Origin of the sequence: Methanoculleus sp. MH98A (genome assembly GCF_000691865.1) — an archaeon.
Taxonomy (GTDB): domain Archaea; phylum Halobacteriota; class Methanomicrobia; order Methanomicrobiales; family Methanoculleaceae; genus Methanoculleus.
Genome location: NZ_JMIO01000017.1, coordinates 1 through 20,710 on the forward strand (window position 1 = coordinate 1; position 20,710 = coordinate 20,710).

Here is a 20,710-nt window from a genome sequence, read left to right on the forward strand (position 1 = left end):
TTCAGAGTCCAGTAGGGAGGCGACGTCACGACCAGGTGAACACTCTCATCGGGAAGAAATGCAAGCTCGCGGCTATCCGCATTTACAAAACGGTGGTTCGTCGGCAGGTTGCCGGAGATGGCCTCGATCTCTTTTATCAGTGAGAGATCCTTTGCTATCTTCGGGATGGCCCGCTGCCCATCAGTCCTGGCCACTTCAAAGATCTCGGCCGGCACGTAGTCCTCCAGCGGCTGATCCTGCCCGGTCTTATTGATAAAAAACTGTCTCTCGGCAACAACGGGGAACGTTCCCGGCGGATGAAATGGTCTTGAACTCATGGCCACTGTTTCTATGATTAATATCCCTTATTACATAACCGCACCGAAGTTCCTCCCCAGTAGTTTGGCGGGCACGACGTGAACACCATCACGTTCGCTCATGGGCGGTTCCCGTCGCCACGAGGGCAACTTCACACCTGCACCGTCATGTTTTCCGCTTCGACCATTAAAGTGCGCCGTGCGGGGGATGAAACTGAACCGGCACGATGCTAAAGAAAAGAACCGGGGGAGTGCCCCGGCATTCAGGCGCCGACCCACTCGAGTTCCGGGGTGGCGCCGGCCGACGCGATACCGTACTGGACGGTCGGCACCCACCGGTAGGCGTCGCCGTCGGCACCCACCGTCCAGAAGGTGTAGTGCGCATTCGACAGGTCGCCGGCACCGTTCAGGTGCGCCGGCCCGAACAGGGGGCCGCCGGATTCCCCTGCGGTTCTCTCGAGTGCGGCCTTCAGCATGGCGGCGTCCGCGGTATCGGTCTCTATCCTGGCCATGGTGACGATCCAGAGCGCATCATAGGTCGCAAGACCGTACCCGTCGGGGTGCCGCCCAAGGAGTTCCCGCATCTCCTGGATGGTGGCCGTGTTCGACGCAACACCCTCCTGGTTCCAGAGCGCCGGGGAGGTAAACCCTGTCTGCTCCGCAAAGCGGGCGGGCTCGCCCGTCACCAGTTCGTCGAGGAGGACGTTCCCGTCGCACCCGTACCACCGGATCTCCGGCAGGTTCTCTGTCGCGAGAGCCGCCTCCATGATCCTGTCCGCCTCGTCGAGGCTGACCAGGTAGACGGCGACGTTCTCTTTCCCGTGCACCGCGATCGCCTCGGCCACCCGGGCATCGAGGTCCGCCGCTATCGCGCTATACTCCTCCTGCTCCGGCGTATACCGGGCGCCGTCGAGGACCTTGCCGCCGCCTCTCACAAACGCCGCCGTCGTCAGTTTCTCCAGTTCGTCGCCCCAGACGTCGCCGCGCCAGACCGGCAGGATCACCGTTACTCCCTGCTCTCTCAGGTAGTACGCCATGACGTCGGCCTGGTAGGTGTCCGGCGGCACGAACCGGTAGACGTTGTCACCCGCAATCGCAAGCGACGGCGCCGTGCTCATGGTGCTGACGATCAGGATCCCGTGCTCGTTGGCATACGTCCGGATCGCCTCCAGTTCGGCGCTGGTTCCGGGGCTGATAACAATTCTCGTCCCCTGCTTTTCAAGCGTCTTGAGTTTCTCCAGCGCGACGGCGGGATCGGCCTTTGTGTCCTCGATGATTATTCCGACACGGTGATCCGACCCGATCGAGACGAAGTAATCGTTGATGTCCCCGGCGGCCACCTCGAGGGCGACCCGGCTCGCCTCCCCGCCCCCGGAGTAGTCTCCGGTGAGGGGCAGGAGAGCGCCGACGACGATATCCTGCACTGCCTCTCCCTGCTGTCCGGGACCGGCCTCTGTTCCGGTGCACCCGCAGGCGAAGACAACCGCTGCAAGAAGGGTAATCACGAATGCTGCTGAAACCTCGCTCATAGGATTTACTTTATGAGAAAAAGAATAATCATTTCGTTTTGAAGCGCAGAAGCACGGCAGATTAGGCCCAAAAATAGCCTTTAAGGAAACATTTCACCCGCAGGCATCGAAGGCCGCTCACGCCGGGCGCGTGCCCGACCGACGCGGATGGTAACGGGATGCGGTCGAGTCCAAAAACAGGCGAGGAACGGGGCTTACAGCTCCTCGTCCTCCCCCTGCCGCATCAGGTCCCGCGACTTCTTCTGCATCTCCACGTCGATATCGGTCTCGATGCTCTTGACCGCCTCCTCTGCGGTCCTGACCACGTCCCTGCCCGGAACCTCCCCGAGAATATCCTCCGGCGGCAGTTCCGTCCCTTCCGGAACATCTGCGGTCTCGGCAGTGGCACCGAGGTATTCTGCTGCCTGCTTGACGACGCTCGAGAGTTCGAACGGGAAGATGATCTTCGTCGCCTGGCCCTCGGCCATCTGCTTTAAGGCATCGAGAGAGAGGACGGTGATTGCCCGCTTATCCAGCGGCCGGGCACCGACCGAGAGGATGCGCAGCCCCTGCGCCTCCCCCTGCGCCTGCAGGATCCTCGATAGCCGTTCACCCTCGGCCCGCAGGATCTTGCTCTGCCGCTCGCCCTCGGCCTCCAGGATGATGCTCTGCCTGCTCCCTTCGGCACGGAGGATCGCCGCACGCTTCTCGCCGTCCGCACGGAGGATCGCCGCACGCCGCTCACGCTCGGCCGCGGTCTGCTCGGTCATCGCCTGCTTGACCGCGCCCACCGGGTCGACCTCCTTGATCTCCACCCGCTCGACTTTGACGCCCCAGGCATCGGTCTCCCGGTCCAGGATGTCCCGGAGACGGGCGTTGATGACGTCCCGGTTGTAGAGGACCTCGTCGAGTTCCATGTCGCCGATGATCCCGCGCAGGCTCGTCTGCGCCAGCGCCACCGTCGCCGACCGGTAGTTCATCACCTCAAAGTAGGCCTTCTCGGGATCGATTATTCGGACATAGACGATCGCGTCGACGTTCGTCGGGGAGTTGTCCTTCGTGATCACCTCCTGCCGCGGGACGTCCATCACCTCTGTGCGGAGGTCGAGTTTCTTGACCACCGTGATCAGCGGAACGACCCACCGGAAGCCGGGGTTCATCCTCCCGATATATCGACCCAGGCGGATCTGGAGCCCCTGTTCGTACGGCTGGACGATCACCACGCCACGGGCGAAGATGATGATGATGACGATGATGAGAAAGACCGTGATGAGCCCGGTCCATGGAAATTCTCCGGTAAAAAGCATCTTAAACTACCTCCTTCACGACGACGTGCACCCCTTCGGAACGCACGACAATAACTTTTCTCCCGACCGGGATCTCTCCCGATTCAGATCGGGCGCTCCATTCCATGCTCCCCAGCCGCACCTTCCCCGTGAGCGTCTCCGCATCGACCGCTGCGACCACCGTCCCCTCGAGGCCGACAAGCGAGTCCCGGGAGAGGGTCGTCGGCGGTTCCTGACCTGGCGTGAGGCGGCCGTAGAGCCATACGGTGACCGAAGCCGCCACAATCGCAGCGAGGACCCCGACGACGAGACCCCAGGGAGACGTGAGGATGTCGACGCCGAGGAGGAGGAGAACCCCGAGAATGATCATGACCGTCGCGGGGACGGCGATGAAGAACCCGGGCTGGTAGACCTCCACCAGGAGCAGTACCGCTCCGAGCACGATTAGAATCCAGCCGAGAGCGATCCCCTCTGCAAGCATAGGAGTGAGTCGGCTTTCGCCTATAAAAGCCTGCTGAAGGATGGTTTTTACCCGAGATCCGTCACCGGCGTGAGCCGGGGCGGCACGGCGCGTTCGACCGTGAGCGGGACGGCCCCGGGCGGGGCGATCCGGATCAGGAACTTCTCGCCGGGCGCAAGCGGCCGGGAGGGATAGATGACCAGGTCGAACTGTTCCCCCAGCTCAAGGAGCGTGTCGCCGTCCGCCTGCAGAAACGGGATCGTGTGTCCCATCCTGACGATCGTCCAGTTCCCGGGCCATACCGGCGCCTCTTGAGTCCTTTCGAGACGCTCGGTGCCTTCAGCGGTGGCGACCTCGAGCGCGGCGCAGCCCATATCGACGCTCCCCATATCGCCGACGAAGAGGCGGACGCTGCAGGAGACCGCCCCCATCCTTGAGGGGTCGGGCCGGTCGCAGGCGAGGGCGACGCCGTCGACGGTTCCACCGGTGAGCGCGTAACCGTAGACCTCGCCGGAGACCATCAGGCATCCCCCGGTCTCCTCGAGTGCAGAGTAGACGAAGCCCACCGGATGGCCGGGGGGAGCGTTCAGGGCGTGGACCGCAAGCACGGCAAGCAGGACCGCCACAACGCAGAGGATGATCCCTTCGAGCACCGTGAGACCGCCTTCCGCCGAATCCATACCAGATCCTCGTCTGGAGGGGATATATACCCGGCGTTACGTGCCCGGGCCGTATCGGGCAAAGAGCGCCGGGGCGCCGAACGAGACCCAGGCACCGGCGACGGCGGCCCGGAGGTACTGGAGGGCGTAGGTTGCGGGAAGCGGATCGGGGGGGACAAGGGACCCCAGCCCGTACCAGATCGCCCCGGTCACCAGGATCCCGAAGGCGTAGCGGAAGAGGCGGACCGACCCCTTCCCTCTCGCGCACATGCTCCCCGGATGGCGATCCGCCGCCGCACCGGCCGCAAACCCGAAGAAAAGCCCCGACGCCGTGACTGCGTCCAGGAGAAGGAGCGGGTTGATCGGCTCCCCGGACCGCTCGAGCGCCCCCGCCGCCCAGGAGGCGGGAACCTCCCAGTCCCCGAGGGCCGCGAGAGCACCAAACGAGGCCATGGCCAGGGCGAGCGACCCTGCAAATGCGGCAAGCACCCTTCCTGAGAGGGGAAGGGCGGCGATCCGGCGGCCCACCGGTTCCTCGAGAGCGAGGAACGCGAGGAGGACGGCGGCGCCGATCGCCCAGCCCGCAAGGACATCGGTCGGGAAATGAACACCGAGGAACACCCTCGACCCGCCGATGAGAAAGGCCATCCCGACGGCGAAGGCGGTGAACCACTTCCACCGGGCGTCGGCGGCGAGCAGCCCCCAGAGCACCGCCGACCCCTGAGCGTGCGCCGACGGCAGCCCGAACGACGGGTTGCTCCCGAGCGCCCTGACCCCCGGACAGACCCAGTAGGGACGGGGGAGGTGGAACGCAACCTTGAGGGCCTGGTTGAGCCCGCCGGATATCCCCATAAGGAGGGCCAGACGGAGCCCGAGACGCGTGTCCCAGCACCAGTAGATGAGCGCGATGATCAGCAGGTAGAACTCCGGGTCCCCGAGGAACGAGAAGAACCGCATCGGCACCTCGAGCCACACGGCCTGGGCCTGGAGAGCCTGGATGAGGACGATCCCGATATCCGTCATACGCTGCCTGCCGGTACCGCTTCCCGGAACCCGTGGAAGCGGTCGATTAGGATCTTCCGTTCATGACCGCTTCCGGGACGTGGACCGCGGGGAACGCGTCGAGGAGTTCCCGCGTCAGCTCGGCCCCGATCGACGGCTGAACGGACTCGAGCCAGAGGAAGAAGCCTGCCATATGGGGCGTCCGCCGGCTCTCGAACTTGAACCCGCCCGTCTTGTTCGGCACCATCTTGAGGTACTCCTTCTTCTTCCGGGTCCGGAGATAGATGATCGGTCGGTAATCCGGGATGTTCACGGCAAGGATGACCTTCGAGAACTGTTTCTGGATCGTATCCGGGTCATAGGTCTTCCCTTTGATGCGGATGGGGTATCGGGCATCGAGCATCCGGACGGCGGAGGGGTAAAGTCCCCCGAAGAGGACTTTCTTCACGATCGGCGGGATCTCGTCCGGGGTGCCGAGTTCCCCGACGCCTTTCTTCGAGGTGACGGTGGAGATGATGCTCTGCAGCCGCTCGTCATGCAGTTTCTTGTAGTCGAACGGCCGGCGGGGCGGCATGTCCTTGATGGATATCAGTTTTTCGTGCTTGATCCGGCGGGTAGGACTCCTTTTTAAGTCCCGCTGCCGGATAAGGGCCTTCAAGTCCTCGCAGGTCGGGGTGGTGAGGAGAACGTTGTCGGGTTCCTTGAGGAGACGGCGGACGACCGCCGTCCGGGAGATATCGACCGAGGAGATGAGGAGGAACGGCACGGTAGGCTGCCCGTAGAGGTAGCCGAAGAGTTGTTTTTTGTAGCGGATCTCCGCCTCGAACTCTTTTAGGTCGGCAGGAGACGTGATGATCTCTCCAAACGTCAGCGCCCCGGTATGATCGACGAGCACAAGATCGACCTCGGCGAGATCCTGGCCGTTCCCCCGGACCTTGATATCCCCGATGTTTGAGTAGAAGAGCCCGTTCTGACCGAGTTGCGCACGCCGGACTTTGGCGGGCCCGTCGGCACCCCGGGCCACGATGGAGAGGATGAGGTCGGTCTGCAGAGAGAGATCAAGGATCATCTCGTAGACGATCGCCTCGAACCACCGCCCTTCGGCGGTCCGCATCTCGGGGATATCCTCCGAGAAGAGTTTTTTTCGATCCGCAGGGCGCAGGTGGCGCAGCGCTCTCATGATGATCGCCCGCGTCGGCTGGAGCGAGCTGAAGTTTTTGTCGAGCCACGTAATCATTTGCAACATTCGTTTCACACAGCCGGGTATTGTTATCGTATTGGGGACCGGATGGGGGTCGGAGCACTTCCTGACAGGGAAGTCTATCATCCTATAAGTGCTCATAGAGTTTCCGGTCTCCAGGACTATGAAATTACGCATGGTCTCACCGCCGCGAGGGGGTTCGCCACGCCCGGCCTCGCAGCAGGGTTAGGAAGGAGGCGAACTCGAACAGGGCGGGAAAAGAGGAGAGTTCCGGTGCCGGGCAGGGCCCGGGATCAGACCGTCTTGATCGCTTCGTCGAGCGTCATTGCCGGCACGACATGGGCAACGCCGTACGAACTGAACGGCGCGGTGATCTTTAAGATGGAGCGCTCGTCCGGCGCCTCGAAGACGGCAACCGACATGTGCCTCCCGATGAGGAGGTAGCGCTGGAGGACGTTCACATCCGAGGGGAACTTAAAGTGCTTCCAGAGTTCCAGAACCTGGTGCGCGTGCTCCGGTTCGAACTGATACCACAGGACAAACAACATCGTCTTCACCGGCTCCCCCATATCATCTCAGGTATAAAAATCCTGCACCGGTGGCCGGCCCCCACCCCCCCGGGCGAGCCCGTCACTCGTAGCGGAGCGCCTCGATGGGGTTCAACTGCGCCGCTTTCCATGCCGGGTAGAACCCGGCGACGATGCTGGTTGCCGTTCCGAACGCCATTGCAAAGGCGACGTAGCCGATCACCACGGTAACGGGGATGCCCGCCCCTGCCGACATGGCGAAGTCGGTGAGGTACTCCGCTACCGTGGTGGTGACGTAGTAGGCGACCGCTATGCTCACGATGCCGCCGGCGATGCTCCCTGCGATCCCGAGGACAAGGCTCTCGTAGAGGAACATCCGCAGAACCTCCCGTTTTCGCGCCCCGATGCTCCGCATCAGCCCGATCTCCCCCGTCCGCTCCGTGACCGAGATGATCATGACGTTCAAGATGCTCACGCTCGCGACGAGGAGCGAAACCGCACCGATGCCGAGGAGGAAGATGTTGATGGCGTCGGTGGTCTCGTAGAAGATCTCCAGGATCTCGCGCGAGTCGAGGACGTCCACGACCTCCTTCCTGCGGTTGATCTGCTGGTCGATGGCGGCCTTCACCCCTTCGATCTCCGAGAGATCGCCGACCTTGACGACGACACGGCTGTAGTCCTGCCCCCCATGCCGCTCCGTATACCAGTCCTCCGTGACGATGACGGCGTAGTCGGGGTTGATATCGATCGCCATCCCCCGCTCCGCCGCGATCCCCACGACACGGACGCTTTCGCCCCCGACCTCGATGCGGCTCCCGGGGTGGAGATCGAGTTCGTCTGCGAGGAGCGAGCCCACCATCACCCCCGACGACCTCCCCTGCGGATAGATCCCGGCTTCTTCTTCCAGCAGGAACGGGATGTCGGCCGCCGGCATGGCATACATCGTCACGTAGCCGCTCGCATCCCGCACATGCAGCCGGTCCGATGCGAGAATCATGGGGACGACGCGGTGCTCTCCCGCGGCCTTCTCTATCAGCCCCAGGTTTTTATCGGAGATGCGTGCGGCAAGGGTGTTTCTGGGGTCGAACGGGTCGCCGCTCGATGCCGCGAGGTGCGGGGTGACGAGCAAGGTGTCGCTCACGTCGGAGACCATCCCGCTGAAGAGCACCGAGAGGCTGCTTCCCATGACGCCGAGGGAGGCGATGGCTATCACGCCGATGATGATGCCGACCGTTGCGAGGACCGAGCGGACCTTGTGCCGTTTGAGGTTCCTGACCGCGAGATCGAAGAAGATCATGCCCCGTCACACCTCTCATTTCTGCCGCATCGCATCGACCGGAGCGAGCTGCGAAGCATTCCAGGCCGGGTAAAACCCGGCGGCGATGCTCGTCCCTATACCGAACGCCATCCCGAAGACGATATATCCGACCGCGCTCAGGTCGAAGACCGTGATGTTCTCGCCGAATGTCGTCCCGGCCGTGAAAACCTCGACCGCGGCGAGGCTGATCAGGTAGCCGAAGGCGGTGCTCAGAACACCGCCGATGATGCTTCCGATGAGCCCGAGGATCACCGCTTCGTAGAGGAACATCCGCAGAACCTCCCGCCGCAGCGCCCCGATGCTCCTCATGACGCCGATCTCGCGGATGCGCTCGGTCACCGAGATGTACATGACGTTCAAGATGTTGACGGCGGCGACGATGAGTGATATCCCCCCGATCCCGACGAGAAACACCGTGATCTGCTGGTAGATCTCCTCATACTGCCGGAGCATGTCGCGCGAATCGAGTATATCTACAATGTCCTCGCGCCGGTTGATCCGGCTATCTATCGCCTCTTTCACGGCGTCGATCTCTTCCGCGTCGCCGACCCTGACGATGACCATCGGGTAGGTGTCCCTGGCCCCGAAGTGGCTCTCGTACCAGCCGTCGGGAACGACGATCGCGTAGTCCGGGTTGATGTCGGCGGCAAACCCGCGCTCCGCAAGCACGCCGGCAACCCGGATGCTCTCGTTCCCGATCGTGAGCCTGGAGCCCGGGGCTACGTCGTACTCCGCGGCGAGGTATGTCCCGACGAGCGCGCCCGGCTGGTTCTGCCGGGGGTACTGCCCGTCCGCGAGGTCGAGCAGGATGGGAATATCGTCCGATGCGAGCCCGATGATCTGGGTATACCCGCTCTCGCCGCGGCCGAACTCCACCTCGTCGGCTCCCTGGAGCACCGGGATTGTCCTATGCGGGTTTGCCGCCCGCCGGATCTCCTCGACCTCGCGGACGGGGATGGCGGCGTCCACTGCCGTCCGTGGGTCTCCGGCAAAGGTCCCGCCGATCGCGGTGTGCGGCGTGATCACGATGGTATCGCCGACGTCGGTGATGACGTTCGCGACGAGGAGGTTGATGCTGTTGCCCATGATGCCGAGGGAGGCGATGGCGACGACGCCGATGACGATCCCGATGATCGAGAGAGCCGAGCGTATCCAGTGCCGTTTTAAGTTCCTGACCGCGAACGAGAAGAACACTATGCCAGCCTCCCGTCGACGATCCGGATCGTGCGGCGGGCGTATGCGGCGACGTTGGGGTCGTGAGTGACCATGATGACCGTCTTGCCCTCCCGGTTCTCCTCCGCGAGAATCTCCATGATCGCCGTCCCGGTCTTTGAGTCCAGGTTCCCGGTCGGCTCGTCGCAGAGAAGGAGGTCGGGGTCGTTCACGAGCGCGCGGGCGATGGCGACCCGTTGCTGCTCGCCGCCCGAGAGCTCGGCCGGCCTGTGGGTAAAGAGGGCGTCGTTGAGGTGCATCGCCCGCATGACCTCGATCGCCCGGCGCCGGCTCTCCTCCCGGTCGGTGGTGAGGATGATGGGGAATTCGACGTTCTCGACCGCCGAGAGCAGCGGGATCAGGTTGAACTGCTGGAAAACGAACCCGATGCGGTCGCGCCGGAGCCGGGTGAGGTCGTCGTCGCTCATTCTTGAGATCTCCTGCCCGGAGAGGTAGATCTTCCCGCGGGTCGGGACGTCGAGACAGCCCATCAGGTTCAGGAGCGTCGACTTCCCTGACCCCGAAGGCCCCATAACGGCGATGAACTCGCCCGGATCGACGGTGAGGGAGACGAGGTCGAGCGCCACGACGTCGCCTGCCGGGAGGGGATAGATCTTGCTGACCTCCTCGAACCGGAGGATGGGCTCGCCGCTCACCGCCGCCGCCTCCGGATATACCAGAGGGCCGCCAGGCCGGCGGCGACGACGACCAGCGCCACGGCGGCAACGGCTGTAACAGGTAGCCCGGCATCGGCGCCCTCCTCTGCGGTGCGGTTCTCGAGCGAGATCGGCCGCTCGACGGAGTAGGGGTTACCATCGCCGTCCCGGTAGTCGACGACGAGCGGGATCTCGGTCACACCGGCACCGGCGCGGAACGTAACCTCGAACGTCGAGATGTCGTCGGAATCAAGCGTTCCGACCACATAGACCCGGAACGGGTCGACGGGCGTCGCGGGCGCACCCGGGGAGATGGTGACCGAACGGGCCGGCTCGAGCCCCGCGTTCATGACGTCGCCCGTCGCCCGGTAGATCTCTCCTTCCACGACGACTTCGACGTTGGTGACGATGGGATCGGCCTCCCGTCCGTCCTCGCCGAACGCGACCGGCAGAACGATATCGGCGGCGTGGGTGTTGATCCCGTTGCGCCAGACCACCCGGAACGTGACGTTCGTCTCCGCCGCCGGGGTCAGGTTGAAGGCGACGGTTCCGGACGCGTCGGGTTCCAGGGTCCCGATGAACGCGCTACCCGGCGTGACGGAGAAGTTCGCGCCCTCGGGGATCACCCGGACGCCCGAGGCGGCGTTCGGCCGTGGGTTGCCGACCTGAACGGCGATGGCGGCCTCCCTCCCGGCAGCGAAGGCGTCCGGTCTATCGGCCACCGACGCCTCAAGCGGGGTGCCGTCCACCCGGACAGGAACCGGGTGGCTGAGGGTTCCGTTCTCCCGGAGATCGAGGGAGAAACGGGGGTAGTAAGTTCCGTCGGGAGCGTCCGCACGGACGGCGAAGGTGAACGTCCGGTTGAGGCCCGCCCCGAGATCCCCGACCGAGGGATAGGGCTCACTCGTCGGGACGACGCCGTCCTCGTAGAGGCGGGCCCTGCCGAGCGGGAGGGTGGACGGGCCGGTGTTCTGCACGGTGACCGTGACGAAGCCCGAGTCGCCCGGCATCAGGACTTCCGGCTCGACCGCAACGGACGTCACCGTCACGTCTCCCGGGGCTCCAGCAGCCGGGGAGATGAGGAGGCATGCCAGGATGAGCAGGGCCGAAACAGGCCCGGGGCGATCGGTTCCCACACGGGAGAATGGAGAGAGCCTCTACTTCAACGTTACCCCCGCACCACCCGGAGGCCGGGATAAAACCTTTGACGGCAGAAGGCGATACCTCTGGAGACAACCGTCGCCCCGCCGGGGTTCCGAGGAGAGCATGGGACAGAACAAAATCATCATCATCGGCCACAAACAGCCCGACACCGACAGCATCTGCAGCGTCATCGGCTACGCCGAGCTCCGCAACCACGCCGAACCGGGAAAATATATTCCCGCCCGGTGCGGGGAGGTAAGCCCGGAGGCGAAGTTTGCGCTCGAGACGTTCGGCGCCGAGGCACCGGTCTACGTAGCGAGCGTCGAACCCACCGTATCGGACATACCGCTCGACACCCGGAGCGTCCGCCAGGACGTCCCGACGGTCGACGTCGCCGCCCTGATGGACACCTACGACATGCGGAACATGCCGATCACGGACGGGAACGAGACCCTGGTCGGCCTCGTCAGCGAGTACGGCCTCGCCCGGGCCTACGTCCGGAAGAATCCCCGGGAGCAACTCTCCCTCATCCCGATGCCGCTGGAGACCCTCGCCCGCATCCTCGACGCCCGGATCGTCGTCCCGTCGCGCGAGACGCTCGGGGAAGGCCGGGTCTACACCGTCATCGACGCCCTGCACGTCACCCTCTCGCGGATGACGCCCGAAGACATCGCGATCGTCGGGGACAACGAACCCGCCCAGCTCGCGCTGATATCGGCGGGGGTCGCCGCGCTCATCATCGCCGAAGGAGCGCCGGTGGGCGAGCGGGTGATCGACGCCGCGCGGACGAGGGGCGCCTCGGTGCTCTCGACGACGCTCGACGCGTTCAGCGTCGGCAAGATGATCAGCCTCTCTCTCCCCGCAAGCATGATCATGGAGACCGACGTCCCCACGGTACGGCTGGAAGACTCGCTTGAGTATGCGAAAGGGGTCGTCTCGAACTCCAAGTTCAGGACGGCCTGCGTCGTCGGGGAAGAGAGAAGGCATATCGGGCTCATATCCCGGACGACGCTGATGCAGGACGTCCAGAAGTCGGTGATCCTCCTCGACCACAACGAGTACTCCCAGGCCGTGGACGGGATCGAGCAGGCGGATATCCTCGAGATCATCGACCACCACCGCCTCGGGGCGATCTCGACCTTAAAACCGGTGAAGTTCCTCAACGACCCCGTGGGGTCGACCTCGACGATCGTGGCGAACAAGTTCATCGAGGCCGGCGTGGAGCCCACGCCGTCGACCGCCGGGCTCCTCCTTTCGGGGATCCTCTCGGACACGATGGTGATGAAACTCTCGACGACCACCCCCGTGGATATCCGGGCGGCCGACTACCTCGCGGGTATCGCCGGGGTCGATCCGGCCGAGTACGGGCCGGAACTGATCCGGAAGGGCATGGACCTCGACGCCCTCCCCAAGGACGAACTCCTCACCCGCGACATGAAGCGATACAACCTCTTCGGGCGGAGCATCATGGTCTCGCAGGTGATGACGTCGTCGTTTGAGTTCGCAGAGACCCACGCCGACGAGATCCGCGCCGAACTGGATCACCTGCGGACGACGATGGGGGTCGACTGCTTCTTCGCCCTCTTCACGAACGTCTTTAGTAACGCAAGCGACCTCTTCGCCGCCGGGGACGAGGCCTGCATCACCAAACTGAACCTGCGCAACCAGCCCGTCCGGCTCAAGGGCATCATGTCCCGCAAAAAAGATTTCATCCCGAAGTTCGGCAGATGTTCCGGCAGCTCTAGCCGCCGGGACGAATCACTCTTCCCTCTTCTTGAGCATCCCCGCAGCGTAGCGCGCGAGCCCGTAGACGCCGTCGGTCGAGGATGGACCTCGACGATATCGTCGAAGTCGTCGACGGTGATGCCCCGCTTCATCAGGTAGCCGATGTAGGAGAGGAGGATCGACGCCCCGGGGACGGCGGCGGCCGCCCCGGTGACCCGGCCGGTCGCGGGATCGACCCGGACCTGGGCAAGCCCCGCCCAGCCCCCCGCGACATCCCAGAACGATCCGGGGCCCGCGGGAGCGGGGGCCGAGAGGGTGACGCCTCCGTCGCCGTCACCGGCCGCGGCGAAGGCGTAGTCGTAACGGAGGCTCATCGCCTGCGGAATGCCCTCGTAGTTCATGACTGTGTCGCGCCCGAGGATGTTCTCGGCCGCCACCACGCCCTCCCTCCGGGCCGCAGGGGTGAGGTAGGGCGGGCCGATGACGTCTCCGGCGGCGTAGACGTTCTCCACGCTCGTGCGCATCCGCGAATCAACGATGACCGCCCCGTCCGGACCCTTCTCGAGACCCTGAAGCGTCTCCGAGCGGGGGACGAGCCCGGTTGCGAGCAGGACGGCATCGGCCTCAAGCTCCTCGCCGTCGGCGAGAAGAACCGAGCGGACCCGACCGCCGCCTTCGATGCCTGCAACAGAGGTCTCTTCGCGGACGCCGACCCCCGCAAGGTCGCGGAGCGCAGCGGACCGCATCTTCTCGTCGAGATCGCGGAGCAGCCCGTGCCGGGCGATTATCTCGACCTCGACCCCGAAGGCATGGAATACGTGGGCGAACTCCGCCGCCACCACCCCGCCGCCGATAACGGCCATGCGGCGGGGGAGATCGGGCATGGCGGGGAGTGTCTGGTAGGTATAGACGCCGGTAAGATCGGTGCCGGGGATCTCGGGGATTGCCGACCGCGACCCGGTGGCCGCGATGACCGCGTCGGCCCGGACCTCCTCGTCGCCGATGAAGACACGGTTCCCCTCCAGCCGGCCAACGGCTCCGTAGATCACCTCGACCCCCGCCCGGCGGGTCTCCGCGTCGAGAACCGAGGAGAGTTTCTCCTGGACTTCGCAGATACGTTCCCGGATGGCCGGGTACGAGACGGACGGAACCGAGTCGAGGATGCCGAGATCCTTATGGGTTTTAGCGCACTCGATGAGACGCGCAACATCGTTTAAGGCGCAGATCGTCATGCATCGCTCGTGAAGGCACTGCCCGCCGATGCTGCGCTGCTCGACGAGTCTGACCTCCTCCCCGGCCTGTGCGAGGTGCATCGCCCCGAGCCTTCCCGCGGGCCCGCCGCCGATGACGACGATCATGGTCTGTACCTACAGCAGTTCGACGCCTTCGTCCATCGGCACCGAAAGAACTTCGCCGGTGAACCCGTTGACCTCGACGATCTTGCTTCCGCCCCGCACCTGCCAGACCGGTACGTAGACGGTCTCAAGATCGACGGTGATGTTGTTCCGGTCGGGTTTGAGGGTCTTCTCCTCATAGAAGATGGCGTCTCCCTTCTCGTAGCGGAATCGGATCCGCTGGGTGAGCCGGTCCACGACCTCCCGCACGAGCTGGTCCTCCACATCCTCCCGCACGAGCCGGGCGGAGACGATCTCGGAGCCGAACGGAACCGGGCCCCGCTCGATCTCGTCGGGGTTGATCTCCATCTTCAGGCCGTTGATGGCGTTGACCGCCCCGGCACCCTCGGCGTCGAAGGAGACCAGCCGGTCTTTCACCTCGCGCTCGCCGGTGCTCACGTAGCGGTAGTTCCAGTACGGGATGAACCGGCACTTCGCCGCTCCGTGCACCCCGGCGATGCCGCAGGCACGCTTCTCGGGCACCTGCACCGGGAGGTGAGGCAACTCCGGCCCGTCTTCAGGCTCCTCCTCCACCGCCGCTGGAGCGGCCTCGATCTGCCTCCGCCGGACTGACCCGGCCGGCGGGGGAAGGTCCAGGATCAGGCTCTGCCCGAGCACTTCCGCAAGCGCGGCCCTGCCCGCGTAGCGGACGAACTCGTCCGGCCCCCACAGGATGCAGTCCTCCGTCTGCATCGCCGAATCGAGGGTGAAGAGCAGTTTCCTGCAGATCCAGTCGTTTTCGCCGGTGCGCAGGCGATAGGTCATCGAATCGAAGTTCTCAATCGTCTCCGGATCGTCCGAGCAGAGCACCACCAGGGCATCCTCGCTCCCGATCGCGGAGAGATCCAGCGGGTCGCCGACCTCCTCAACGTCGTAGGAGGCCGCGGCAAGGATCCGCTTCAGCACGTTCCGGGCTTTTTCCCGAGTCCCACTCTCCATTCATCTAACAATACCACAGGGAGATAGAACAAGTTTTCCCTTCCGGGGCCGGGCGTGGATAGCGGTGAGGCGGGGTGTTCTACGGGACGAACGGGAAGAGCATAACGCGGGGTGAACGGGAGACGGCGAACGGCCGGTGCCGCTCCGGGCCCCTGCCGGAAGAACTCGCCGAATCAGGAAGGCAACACTTTTTCTCCTGCAGGGCAAGAGATCTGATAATGCACGCCCCCCTGAAATTCACCAACCATCGCATCGAGGAGTACGCGCTCAAGGTGACCTACCGCCCGGAGGATGACACGGGAAAGATCATCTACAACCTCTCGCTCATCGAGAGCCGCGACCTCGAGTTCGCGCTCTCCATTATGAAAGAGGCGCACAAACGGGGCATCACCATCAGCGACCGGCTCCTGGTCGCCGGGCCCGGGGGGCAGGTCGGCGGCTACACCGTGCCGGACGGCCGGCACGCCGTCTGTACGATGTGCAGCATTACGCTCGACGCTCTTCTCCTCCAGCGCGGTATCCCGGCGAGCCCGATCGGGGGCGGGATCGTCGAGGTCGACGGGAGGGTTGCGCAGCGGTTCACGAGCATGATCCTCTACCGCGACACCACGCTCGATCCCCTCGAGGTTCTCATCTCCCAGGAGGCCACATCGATCCTCGACGTCATGCGCCAGGGAAAGGGCAACATCCTCGCCAACATCAGAGAGTGCCACATGGAGGCCGAACAGCTCCTTGGGACGGTACTCGACGAACTTTCGGCCATAGGGTTCTCCGGCATCCTCGATGTCGGCGCCCCGAACGTTCCCCTGCTGGGTGTCCCGGTAAGCCCGCAGTACATAGGCGTGGCAATGGTCGGCGGCACGAACGCAATGGCGGCCGTCCGGGAGACGGGAAGGCCGGTGATGACCCGGGCGCTCAAAGGACTGATCGATATCCGGGAGATGGACTACCTGGACGATTACTGAACCGCACCCTTCGCCCACTCCGTAACGGTGGTGATATGCCGCCGCACAAACAGGACGAGCCCCTCGGACTCCGAGTAGAGGGCGGAAGGCTGCCCGTCGACCGCACCCATCCAGAGCAGCGCACGGGAGTCGTCCACCAGGAAGACACCCGACTGCTCGTACGGCAGCAGGTTCTCCGTCGGGAGACGGGTCTCGCGCAACCCGGCGAGGGGAAGGATGTGGAGCCGGAACCGGGAAGGCCGCTCGCCGGACCAGCGCTCGGTGACGATCTCGACCCGCACAGAGTCGGGGACGGACTCAAGCAGCGGGAGCACGCTCCCCCGGAGAATGTCCCACGTCGCCAGCACCTCCACGCTCCGCTCCGCGCTCCCGAACATGCCGGCGAGGCGGGTTCTGATATTCTCTTCGCCGTAGATCGTCCAGACCAGCTCCCGGTCGCCCCGGCCTTCCAGTTCCTTCTCCCGGTAAAAGACGTCGAGGGCCGCCCGGGCGCTTTCAGCGTCGCTTTCGATCCGCCGCATCAGGTTCTCGACGCCCTGGTCGGGGGCAACGGCGTCGAAGCGTTTGGGCGTCGTGTGCGAGACGCTGACCAGTTCCTTCTGGACGAGCCGGTCGAGAACCGGGTAGACGGATGCGCGCGGCACGCCGGATATCTCATGAACTTCCGTTGCAGTCGCGCCCGCCGTTCTGAGAAGCCCGATGTATACGAGGGCTTCGTATTTCGTAAGCCCCAGTGATTTGAGGGATTCGAGGAGGGGGGTCGGAACATCCCGGGGAGTCTTCATTCCATCATGTATATATACCGTTCAGCAATAAATGTTGTTGCTAACATAACAACAAGGTGAAGAGATGCGTTGGCAATACCTACCCGTACTGATGCTCCTGCTGGCACTCCTGGCTGCGCCGGGGGCTGCGCAGGGCGTCAAGTACCTCTACGGAAGCCCTGAACTGTCGGCAACGATTTCCGGCAGCAACCAGTTTGCACCGGGTGCCGATACCCAGCTTGTGGTCATCATATCCAACAGCGGCTTGAATGACATCAAGATCGCCACTCCGTCTGTCCCCGCCGACGACCTGCCGAACACCGCGAAGCTGGTCACAGCAGGACTCAAGAGTGCTGATACGCCGTTCACCGTCAAGACGGACCCCCAGTTCCTGAGCGACATCCGCGGTGGAGCGGCCGCGACCGCTACGTTCAACGTGAAGGTGGCGGACTCCGCGGAGCCGGGCACCTACACGCTGCCGCTCGAGGTGACCTACACCTACCTGCAGGACGCGGAAGATCTCGGCGACCTCCTCCGCAACAACTACCAGAAGAAGACCGTGACCCTGCCGCTCACCGTGCGGGTCACGCCCGACCTCCGGGTCGAGGTTCTTGACGTCCGCTCCGAGTCGCTGAACGTCGGCACGGAAGGCTACGTCTACATGACCTTGAAGAACGTCGGGCACGACACGGCGAACAAGGCAATCGCAATGGTCACAAGAAGCGGCGCGAGCCCGCTCATCCCCACCGACGGAAACGCTTACGTCGGAACGTTCGGGCCGGGAGAGACGGTGGACGTGAAGTTCAAGGTCTCGGTCGCCGATACCGCCGAGCCGCAGTCGTACCCGATGGACGTAGCGGTCACCTACGAGGACTACGAGGGCAAGACGGTGACCTCCCGGCCGGCGACGATCGGCCTTCCCGTCGGCGGCAAGATCGCCTTCGAGGTCGTCTCGCCTCCGTCGACACTCTACCTGGGGCAGAAGAGCATCCTTGAAGTCGTGTACAAGAACTCCGGGGCGGCAACGGTCTACAACGCACAGGCCCGGATCAGCGCCGTCGATCCCTTCACGAGCAGCGACGACACCGCCTTCCTCGGCGACCTCGCCCCGGGCGAGACCGCCACGGCACGGTTCGAAGTGAACGTCGACAATGACGGCACCGAGAAGGAGTACGGGATCGACTCCGAGATCCGCTACCGCGACGACCTCGACAACAGCAAGATATCCGACACCATGAAGGTGCAGGTCGCGCTTGAGCGGAGGCAGGGCACGCTCTTCACCAATCCGGTCTTCCTCATCGCCGTTCTGGCCGTCATCATCGGTGCAGGGTATTATATATTCGTGTACCGTAAGAAACAGAGATGAACGGGTACTGGGACGGACCCAAACCGGAGCCGCAGGTAAGGACAATCGAGGAGATGCGGGAGGTTCTCGCAGATCCCGGCTGCACCTCCGACCAGCCTCTCTATTTTATGTACCGGGATCTCGCGAAGAGCGAGAGCGACCGGGAGTGGCTCCGGGAACACCGCATCCGCTACGATATCACCGTCATTCCCGCCCGGACGCTCTGCGGGGAGTACGTCAAGACGAAGGGGCATTACCACACCGAGAACCCGGCAGGAGAACTCTACCCGGAGATCTACGAGGTGCTTGAGGGGACGGGGCACTACCTCCTCCAGACCCGCAATGCCGACGACGTGGTGATGATCGAGGGAACCGCCGGCGACAAGATCCTGATCCCGCCGGGATACGGTCACGTGACGATCAACCCCGGAAAGGAGGATCTCGTGATGGCAAACCTCGTTTCGTCGGAGTTCTCGAGCAACTACGGCCCCTACGCGGAACTGCGGGGCGCCGCCTACTACGAGATGGAGGGCGGGGCGCTCGTGAAGAACCCAGGTTATCCCGACGCCCCGCCGGTGCGCTACTGCGACCCGGTGGAGGTCCCGGACATCGGGATCGAGAAAGAGGTCGGGCTCTACGATCTGGTCGGGCGGCCCCGGTCGGTTGCTTTCCTGAACCACCCCGAGCAGTTCATGGAGATCTTCTCCGACGTTACGGGTGGATGTCTCGTGATGCGGTGACTGCTCCCACCCCTAAAGGGGTGGGCATCTACGGATATTATCCGAGAGATTGCAGTCCCAATCTCAGAATGTTGACCGCCGCGTTCTGGTCCCGATCCATCACTAACCCACAATGCGGGCAGGTGTGGATCCGGTCAGAGAGTTTCTTGGCGACGATCTTGCCACATCTGGAGCACATCTGCGAAGTGTTCCTGGGGTTCACCAGGATCACATGGGAGCCAGCATCTTCCGCTTTGCTCGTTGTGATCGTGACGAACTGGTTCCAGGCCACATCTGCTATGCTTTTCGCCAGACAGTGATTCTTTTGCATATTTGTGATATTCAGATCCTCGAACACGATTGTACCGAACCGATCCACCAGTTGACGGGAGGTTTGATGAGCAAAATTGAGCCGTTTGTTGGCGATCTGTTCGTGAACGTGCGCGACGATCTTCCGGGCTTTCTTCCGTTCAGGAGTGCCTTTCTCCACCTTCGAGAGTTTTCTCTGGGCTTTCGCAAGCGCCTTCTCGTCGGTGCGGAAGAATCGAGGATTCTCGATCTTCTCGCCGTTTGAGAAGGTGGCGAAGGATTCCAGCCCAACATCGACCCCGACCACAGTCTCCTTCTGCGGCTGAGGATCGGGATCATACTCGACCGAGAAGCAGGCATACCATTTCCCGGTTGCCGACCGCTGGATCGTGAGCGTCTTGATCGTCCCTTTGATCGGACGGTGGAGGACGATCTTCACATCTCCGATCTTCGAGAGGTTGAGCCGATCTCCGACGAACTTGAACCCACCCTTTTCGGCCTGGGGATACGTAAAACTGTCATACCGGCCCTTCCCCTTGAACCGAGGGTAGCCGGGTTTCTCCCCGACTTTCACTCGCCGGAAGAAGGCTTTGAGCGCGAGGTCCACCCGGACCTGGACGTTCTGGAGAGTCTGAGCATAGACCTGTTTTAGTTCAGGCCGATCCCGCTTCCATTGCGTCAGGATCTTGTTTGTCTCATAGAGGGAGATTGAACGCTGCTCCTGCTCCCAGGCGTTCTTTCGCAATGCGAGTGTATCGTTGTAAACCCACCGGCAAATCTCAAGCGTCTGGTCAAGGAGAGTGACCTGAGATTTGGTCGGATAGATTCGATAACGATACGTTCTACGCATTGTAATATAATCTTGACTTGTGCTTAGATATAGTTGTCGACGGCATTCATCCCACGACTAAAGTCATGGGCTCTCTGCCTGCTTGATCGTAGAGGGAGAAGGGGGCGGCGTTGCAGAGAGGGTCAAGCGCCGTTCACCTCTACCACCAGCCATTCTTTAGAACATCGCACATCCTGTAAACGGATTTTCAGTGGATATCGCCACGCACTGCCCCTGCCCCTTGGGGCGGGGTGCGATGCTCCGAAGGAGCGGAGCATGAGCACCGCAGGTGCGAATGAGGAGCCGAAGGCCGGGTGGGGTGGGGGTTACAGTGTCACCTTATGTTACAGAGACAGGGGAGGGGGGCGAACCCCCCTCCCCGTCAGCCCCTCCCCACGTGGCGATACCCAGGACATATCGGTTGACGGGGTTACGCGAGTAGAACAGAATTGC

The 20,710-nt window shown here is 63.5% G+C and carries 18 protein-coding genes and 2 pseudogenes; 4 read left to right on the top strand and 16 right to left on the bottom strand.

Annotated elements, in window-relative coordinates:
- From EI28_RS14350 to EI28_RS03470, 12 genes and pseudogenes are all read right to left on the bottom strand, one after another.
- A pseudogene (locus tag EI28_RS14350) lies at window positions 1–323 on the bottom strand (hypothetical protein); the annotation flags it as partial.
- A gap of 236 nt (window positions 324–559) precedes the next feature.
- On the bottom strand, window positions 560–1,825 hold the full coding sequence (locus EI28_RS03420; RefSeq protein ID WP_048112666.1) for an ABC transporter substrate-binding protein: 1,266 nt from the start codon (window positions 1,823–1,825) through the stop codon (window positions 560–562).
- Between the two features lie 194 nt (window positions 1,826–2,019).
- Window positions 2,020–3,111 carry an SPFH domain-containing protein gene (locus tag EI28_RS03425; protein ID WP_048112668.1) on the bottom strand — a complete coding sequence of 364 codons (1,092 nt, stop codon included), beginning with the start codon at window positions 3,109–3,111 and terminating at the stop codon, window positions 2,020–2,022.
- A gap of 1 nt (window position 3,112) precedes the next feature.
- Window positions 3,113–3,571 (bottom strand): NfeD family protein, encoded by a 459-nt coding sequence (locus tag EI28_RS03430; RefSeq protein ID WP_048112671.1) that lies wholly within the window; start codon window positions 3,569–3,571, stop codon window positions 3,113–3,115.
- A gap of 47 nt (window positions 3,572–3,618) precedes the next feature.
- Window positions 3,619–4,230 (bottom strand): hypothetical protein, encoded by a 612-nt coding sequence (locus EI28_RS03435; RefSeq protein WP_048112673.1) that lies wholly within the window; start codon window positions 4,228–4,230, stop codon window positions 3,619–3,621.
- Window positions 4,231–4,266: 36 nt separating this feature from the next.
- Complete coding sequence (locus EI28_RS03440; protein ID WP_048112675.1) at window positions 4,267–5,232, bottom strand: phosphatase PAP2 family protein; 966 nt, start codon at window positions 5,230–5,232, stop codon at window positions 4,267–4,269.
- 46 nt (window positions 5,233–5,278) lie between these two features.
- Window positions 5,279–6,448, bottom strand: coding sequence for a hypothetical protein (locus EI28_RS03445; protein WP_231476561.1), 1,170 nt, complete (start codon window positions 6,446–6,448; stop codon window positions 5,279–5,281).
- Window positions 6,449–6,705: 257 nt separating this feature from the next.
- Window positions 6,706–6,960: a DUF3303 domain-containing protein gene (locus tag EI28_RS03450; RefSeq protein WP_048112731.1), complete on the bottom strand. Its 255-nt coding sequence runs from the start codon at window positions 6,958–6,960 to the stop codon at window positions 6,706–6,708.
- Window positions 6,961–7,042: 82 nt separating this feature from the next.
- On the bottom strand, window positions 7,043–8,236 hold the full coding sequence (locus EI28_RS03455) for an ABC transporter permease (RefSeq protein WP_048112678.1): 1,194 nt from the start codon (window positions 8,234–8,236) through the stop codon (window positions 7,043–7,045).
- A gap of 15 nt (window positions 8,237–8,251) precedes the next feature.
- Complete coding sequence (locus EI28_RS03460) at window positions 8,252–9,451, bottom strand: ABC transporter permease (protein ID WP_082223066.1); 1,200 nt, start codon at window positions 9,449–9,451, stop codon at window positions 8,252–8,254.
- Window positions 9,451–10,125, bottom strand: a complete 675-nt coding sequence (locus EI28_RS03465; RefSeq protein ID WP_048112681.1) for an ABC transporter ATP-binding protein — start codon at window positions 10,123–10,125, stop codon at window positions 9,451–9,453. The genes EI28_RS03460 and EI28_RS03465 overlap by 1 nt, the downstream gene beginning before the upstream one ends.
- Window positions 10,122–11,261 (bottom strand): COG1361 S-layer family protein, encoded by a 1,140-nt coding sequence (locus tag EI28_RS03470; RefSeq protein WP_048112683.1) that lies wholly within the window; start codon window positions 11,259–11,261, stop codon window positions 10,122–10,124. Before EI28_RS03470 ends, EI28_RS03465 begins: the two co-directional genes overlap by 4 nt.
- A 130-nt stretch (window positions 11,262–11,391) precedes the next feature.
- Between EI28_RS03470 and EI28_RS03475 the strand changes: the two genes are divergently transcribed.
- The gene (locus tag EI28_RS03475; RefSeq protein WP_231476562.1) at window positions 11,392–13,152 is read left to right on the top strand and encodes a putative manganese-dependent inorganic diphosphatase; all 1,761 of its coding nucleotides are present in this window, start codon (window positions 11,392–11,394) and stop codon (window positions 13,150–13,152) included.
- Window positions 13,153–13,493: 341 nt separating this feature from the next.
- On the opposite strand, the pseudogene EI28_RS14670 reads toward EI28_RS03475, so the two are convergent.
- Window positions 13,494–14,351, bottom strand: a pseudogene (locus tag EI28_RS14670) (FAD-dependent oxidoreductase); the annotation flags it as partial.
- A 9-nt stretch (window positions 14,352–14,360) separates the two neighbouring features.
- Entirely contained in the window at window positions 14,361–15,326 is a 966-nt protein-coding gene (locus EI28_RS03485) for a hypothetical protein (RefSeq protein WP_048112687.1), read from the bottom strand.
- 218 nt (window positions 15,327–15,544) lie between these two features.
- On the opposite strand from EI28_RS03485, the gene EI28_RS03490 reads away from it, so the two are divergent.
- On the top strand, window positions 15,545–16,291 hold the full coding sequence (locus EI28_RS03490; protein WP_048112736.1) for a DUF128 domain-containing protein: 747 nt from the start codon (window positions 15,545–15,547) through the stop codon (window positions 16,289–16,291).
- Here the strand turns inward: EI28_RS03490 and EI28_RS03495 are convergent.
- Window positions 16,285–17,076 (bottom strand): TrmB family transcriptional regulator, encoded by a 792-nt coding sequence (locus tag EI28_RS03495; RefSeq protein ID WP_048112688.1) that lies wholly within the window; start codon window positions 17,074–17,076, stop codon window positions 16,285–16,287. The two genes, EI28_RS03490 and EI28_RS03495, sit on opposite strands and share 7 nt — an antisense overlap.
- A 64-nt stretch (window positions 17,077–17,140) precedes the next feature.
- Here EI28_RS03495 and EI28_RS03500 point away from each other — a divergent pair, with 64 nt between their 5' ends.
- Both EI28_RS03500 and EI28_RS03505 read left to right on the top strand, forming a co-directional pair.
- Entirely contained in the window at window positions 17,141–18,421 is a 1,281-nt protein-coding gene (locus EI28_RS03500; RefSeq protein ID WP_048112690.1) for a COG1361 S-layer family protein, read from the top strand.
- Complete coding sequence (locus EI28_RS03505; RefSeq protein ID WP_011843328.1) at window positions 18,418–19,140, top strand: glucose-6-phosphate isomerase family protein; 723 nt, start codon at window positions 18,418–18,420, stop codon at window positions 19,138–19,140. Before EI28_RS03500 ends, EI28_RS03505 begins: the two co-directional genes overlap by 4 nt.
- 37 nt (window positions 19,141–19,177) lie before the next feature.
- Here the strand turns inward: EI28_RS03505 and EI28_RS03510 are convergent, their stop codons facing one another.
- Window positions 19,178–20,278 carry an RNA-guided endonuclease TnpB family protein gene (locus tag EI28_RS03510; protein WP_048112692.1) on the bottom strand — a complete coding sequence of 367 codons (1,101 nt, stop codon included), beginning with the start codon at window positions 20,276–20,278 and terminating at the stop codon, window positions 19,178–19,180.
- Window positions 20,279–20,710 lie beyond the last annotated feature (432 nt).

Excerpts from the sequence above, each read along its gene's own strand:
- EI28_RS03435 (WP_048112673.1), bottom strand. The coding sequence starts at position 4,230 with ATGGATTCGGCGGAAGGCGGTCTCACGGTGCTCGAAGGGATCATCCTC.
- EI28_RS03450 (WP_048112731.1), bottom strand. The coding sequence starts at position 6,960 with ATGTTGTTTGTCCTGTGGTATCAGTTCGAACCGGAGCACGCGCACCAG.
- EI28_RS03440 (WP_048112675.1), bottom strand. The coding sequence starts at position 5,232 with ATGACGGATATCGGGATCGTCCTCATCCAGGCTCTCCAGGCCCAGGCC.
- EI28_RS03445 (WP_231476561.1), bottom strand. The coding sequence starts at position 6,448 with ATGATTACGTGGCTCGACAAAAACTTCAGCTCGCTCCAGCCGACGCGG.
- EI28_RS03425 (WP_048112668.1), bottom strand. The coding sequence starts at position 3,111 with ATGCTTTTTACCGGAGAATTTCCATGGACCGGGCTCATCACGGTCTTT.
- EI28_RS03505 (WP_011843328.1), top strand. The coding sequence starts at position 18,418 with ATGAACGGGTACTGGGACGGACCCAAACCGGAGCCGCAGGTAAGGACA.
- EI28_RS03510 (WP_048112692.1), bottom strand. The coding sequence starts at position 20,278 with ATGCGTAGAACGTATCGTTATCGAATCTATCCGACCAAATCTCAGGTC.
- EI28_RS03420 (WP_048112666.1), bottom strand. The coding sequence starts at position 1,825 with ATGAGCGAGGTTTCAGCAGCATTCGTGATTACCCTTCTTGCAGCGGTT.
- EI28_RS03485 (WP_048112687.1), bottom strand. The coding sequence starts at position 15,326 with ATGGAGAGTGGGACTCGGGAAAAAGCCCGGAACGTGCTGAAGCGGATC.
- EI28_RS03495 (WP_048112688.1), bottom strand. The coding sequence starts at position 17,076 with ATGAAGACTCCCCGGGATGTTCCGACCCCCCTCCTCGAATCCCTCAAA.
- EI28_RS03500 (WP_048112690.1), top strand. The coding sequence starts at position 17,141 with ATGCGTTGGCAATACCTACCCGTACTGATGCTCCTGCTGGCACTCCTG.
- EI28_RS03490 (WP_048112736.1), top strand. The coding sequence starts at position 15,545 with ATGCACGCCCCCCTGAAATTCACCAACCATCGCATCGAGGAGTACGCG.
- EI28_RS03455 (WP_048112678.1), bottom strand. The coding sequence starts at position 8,236 with ATGATCTTCTTCGATCTCGCGGTCAGGAACCTCAAACGGCACAAGGTC.
- EI28_RS03475 (WP_231476562.1), top strand. The coding sequence starts at position 11,392 with ATGGGACAGAACAAAATCATCATCATCGGCCACAAACAGCCCGACACC.
- EI28_RS03430 (WP_048112671.1), bottom strand. The coding sequence starts at position 3,571 with ATGCTTGCAGAGGGGATCGCTCTCGGCTGGATTCTAATCGTGCTCGGA.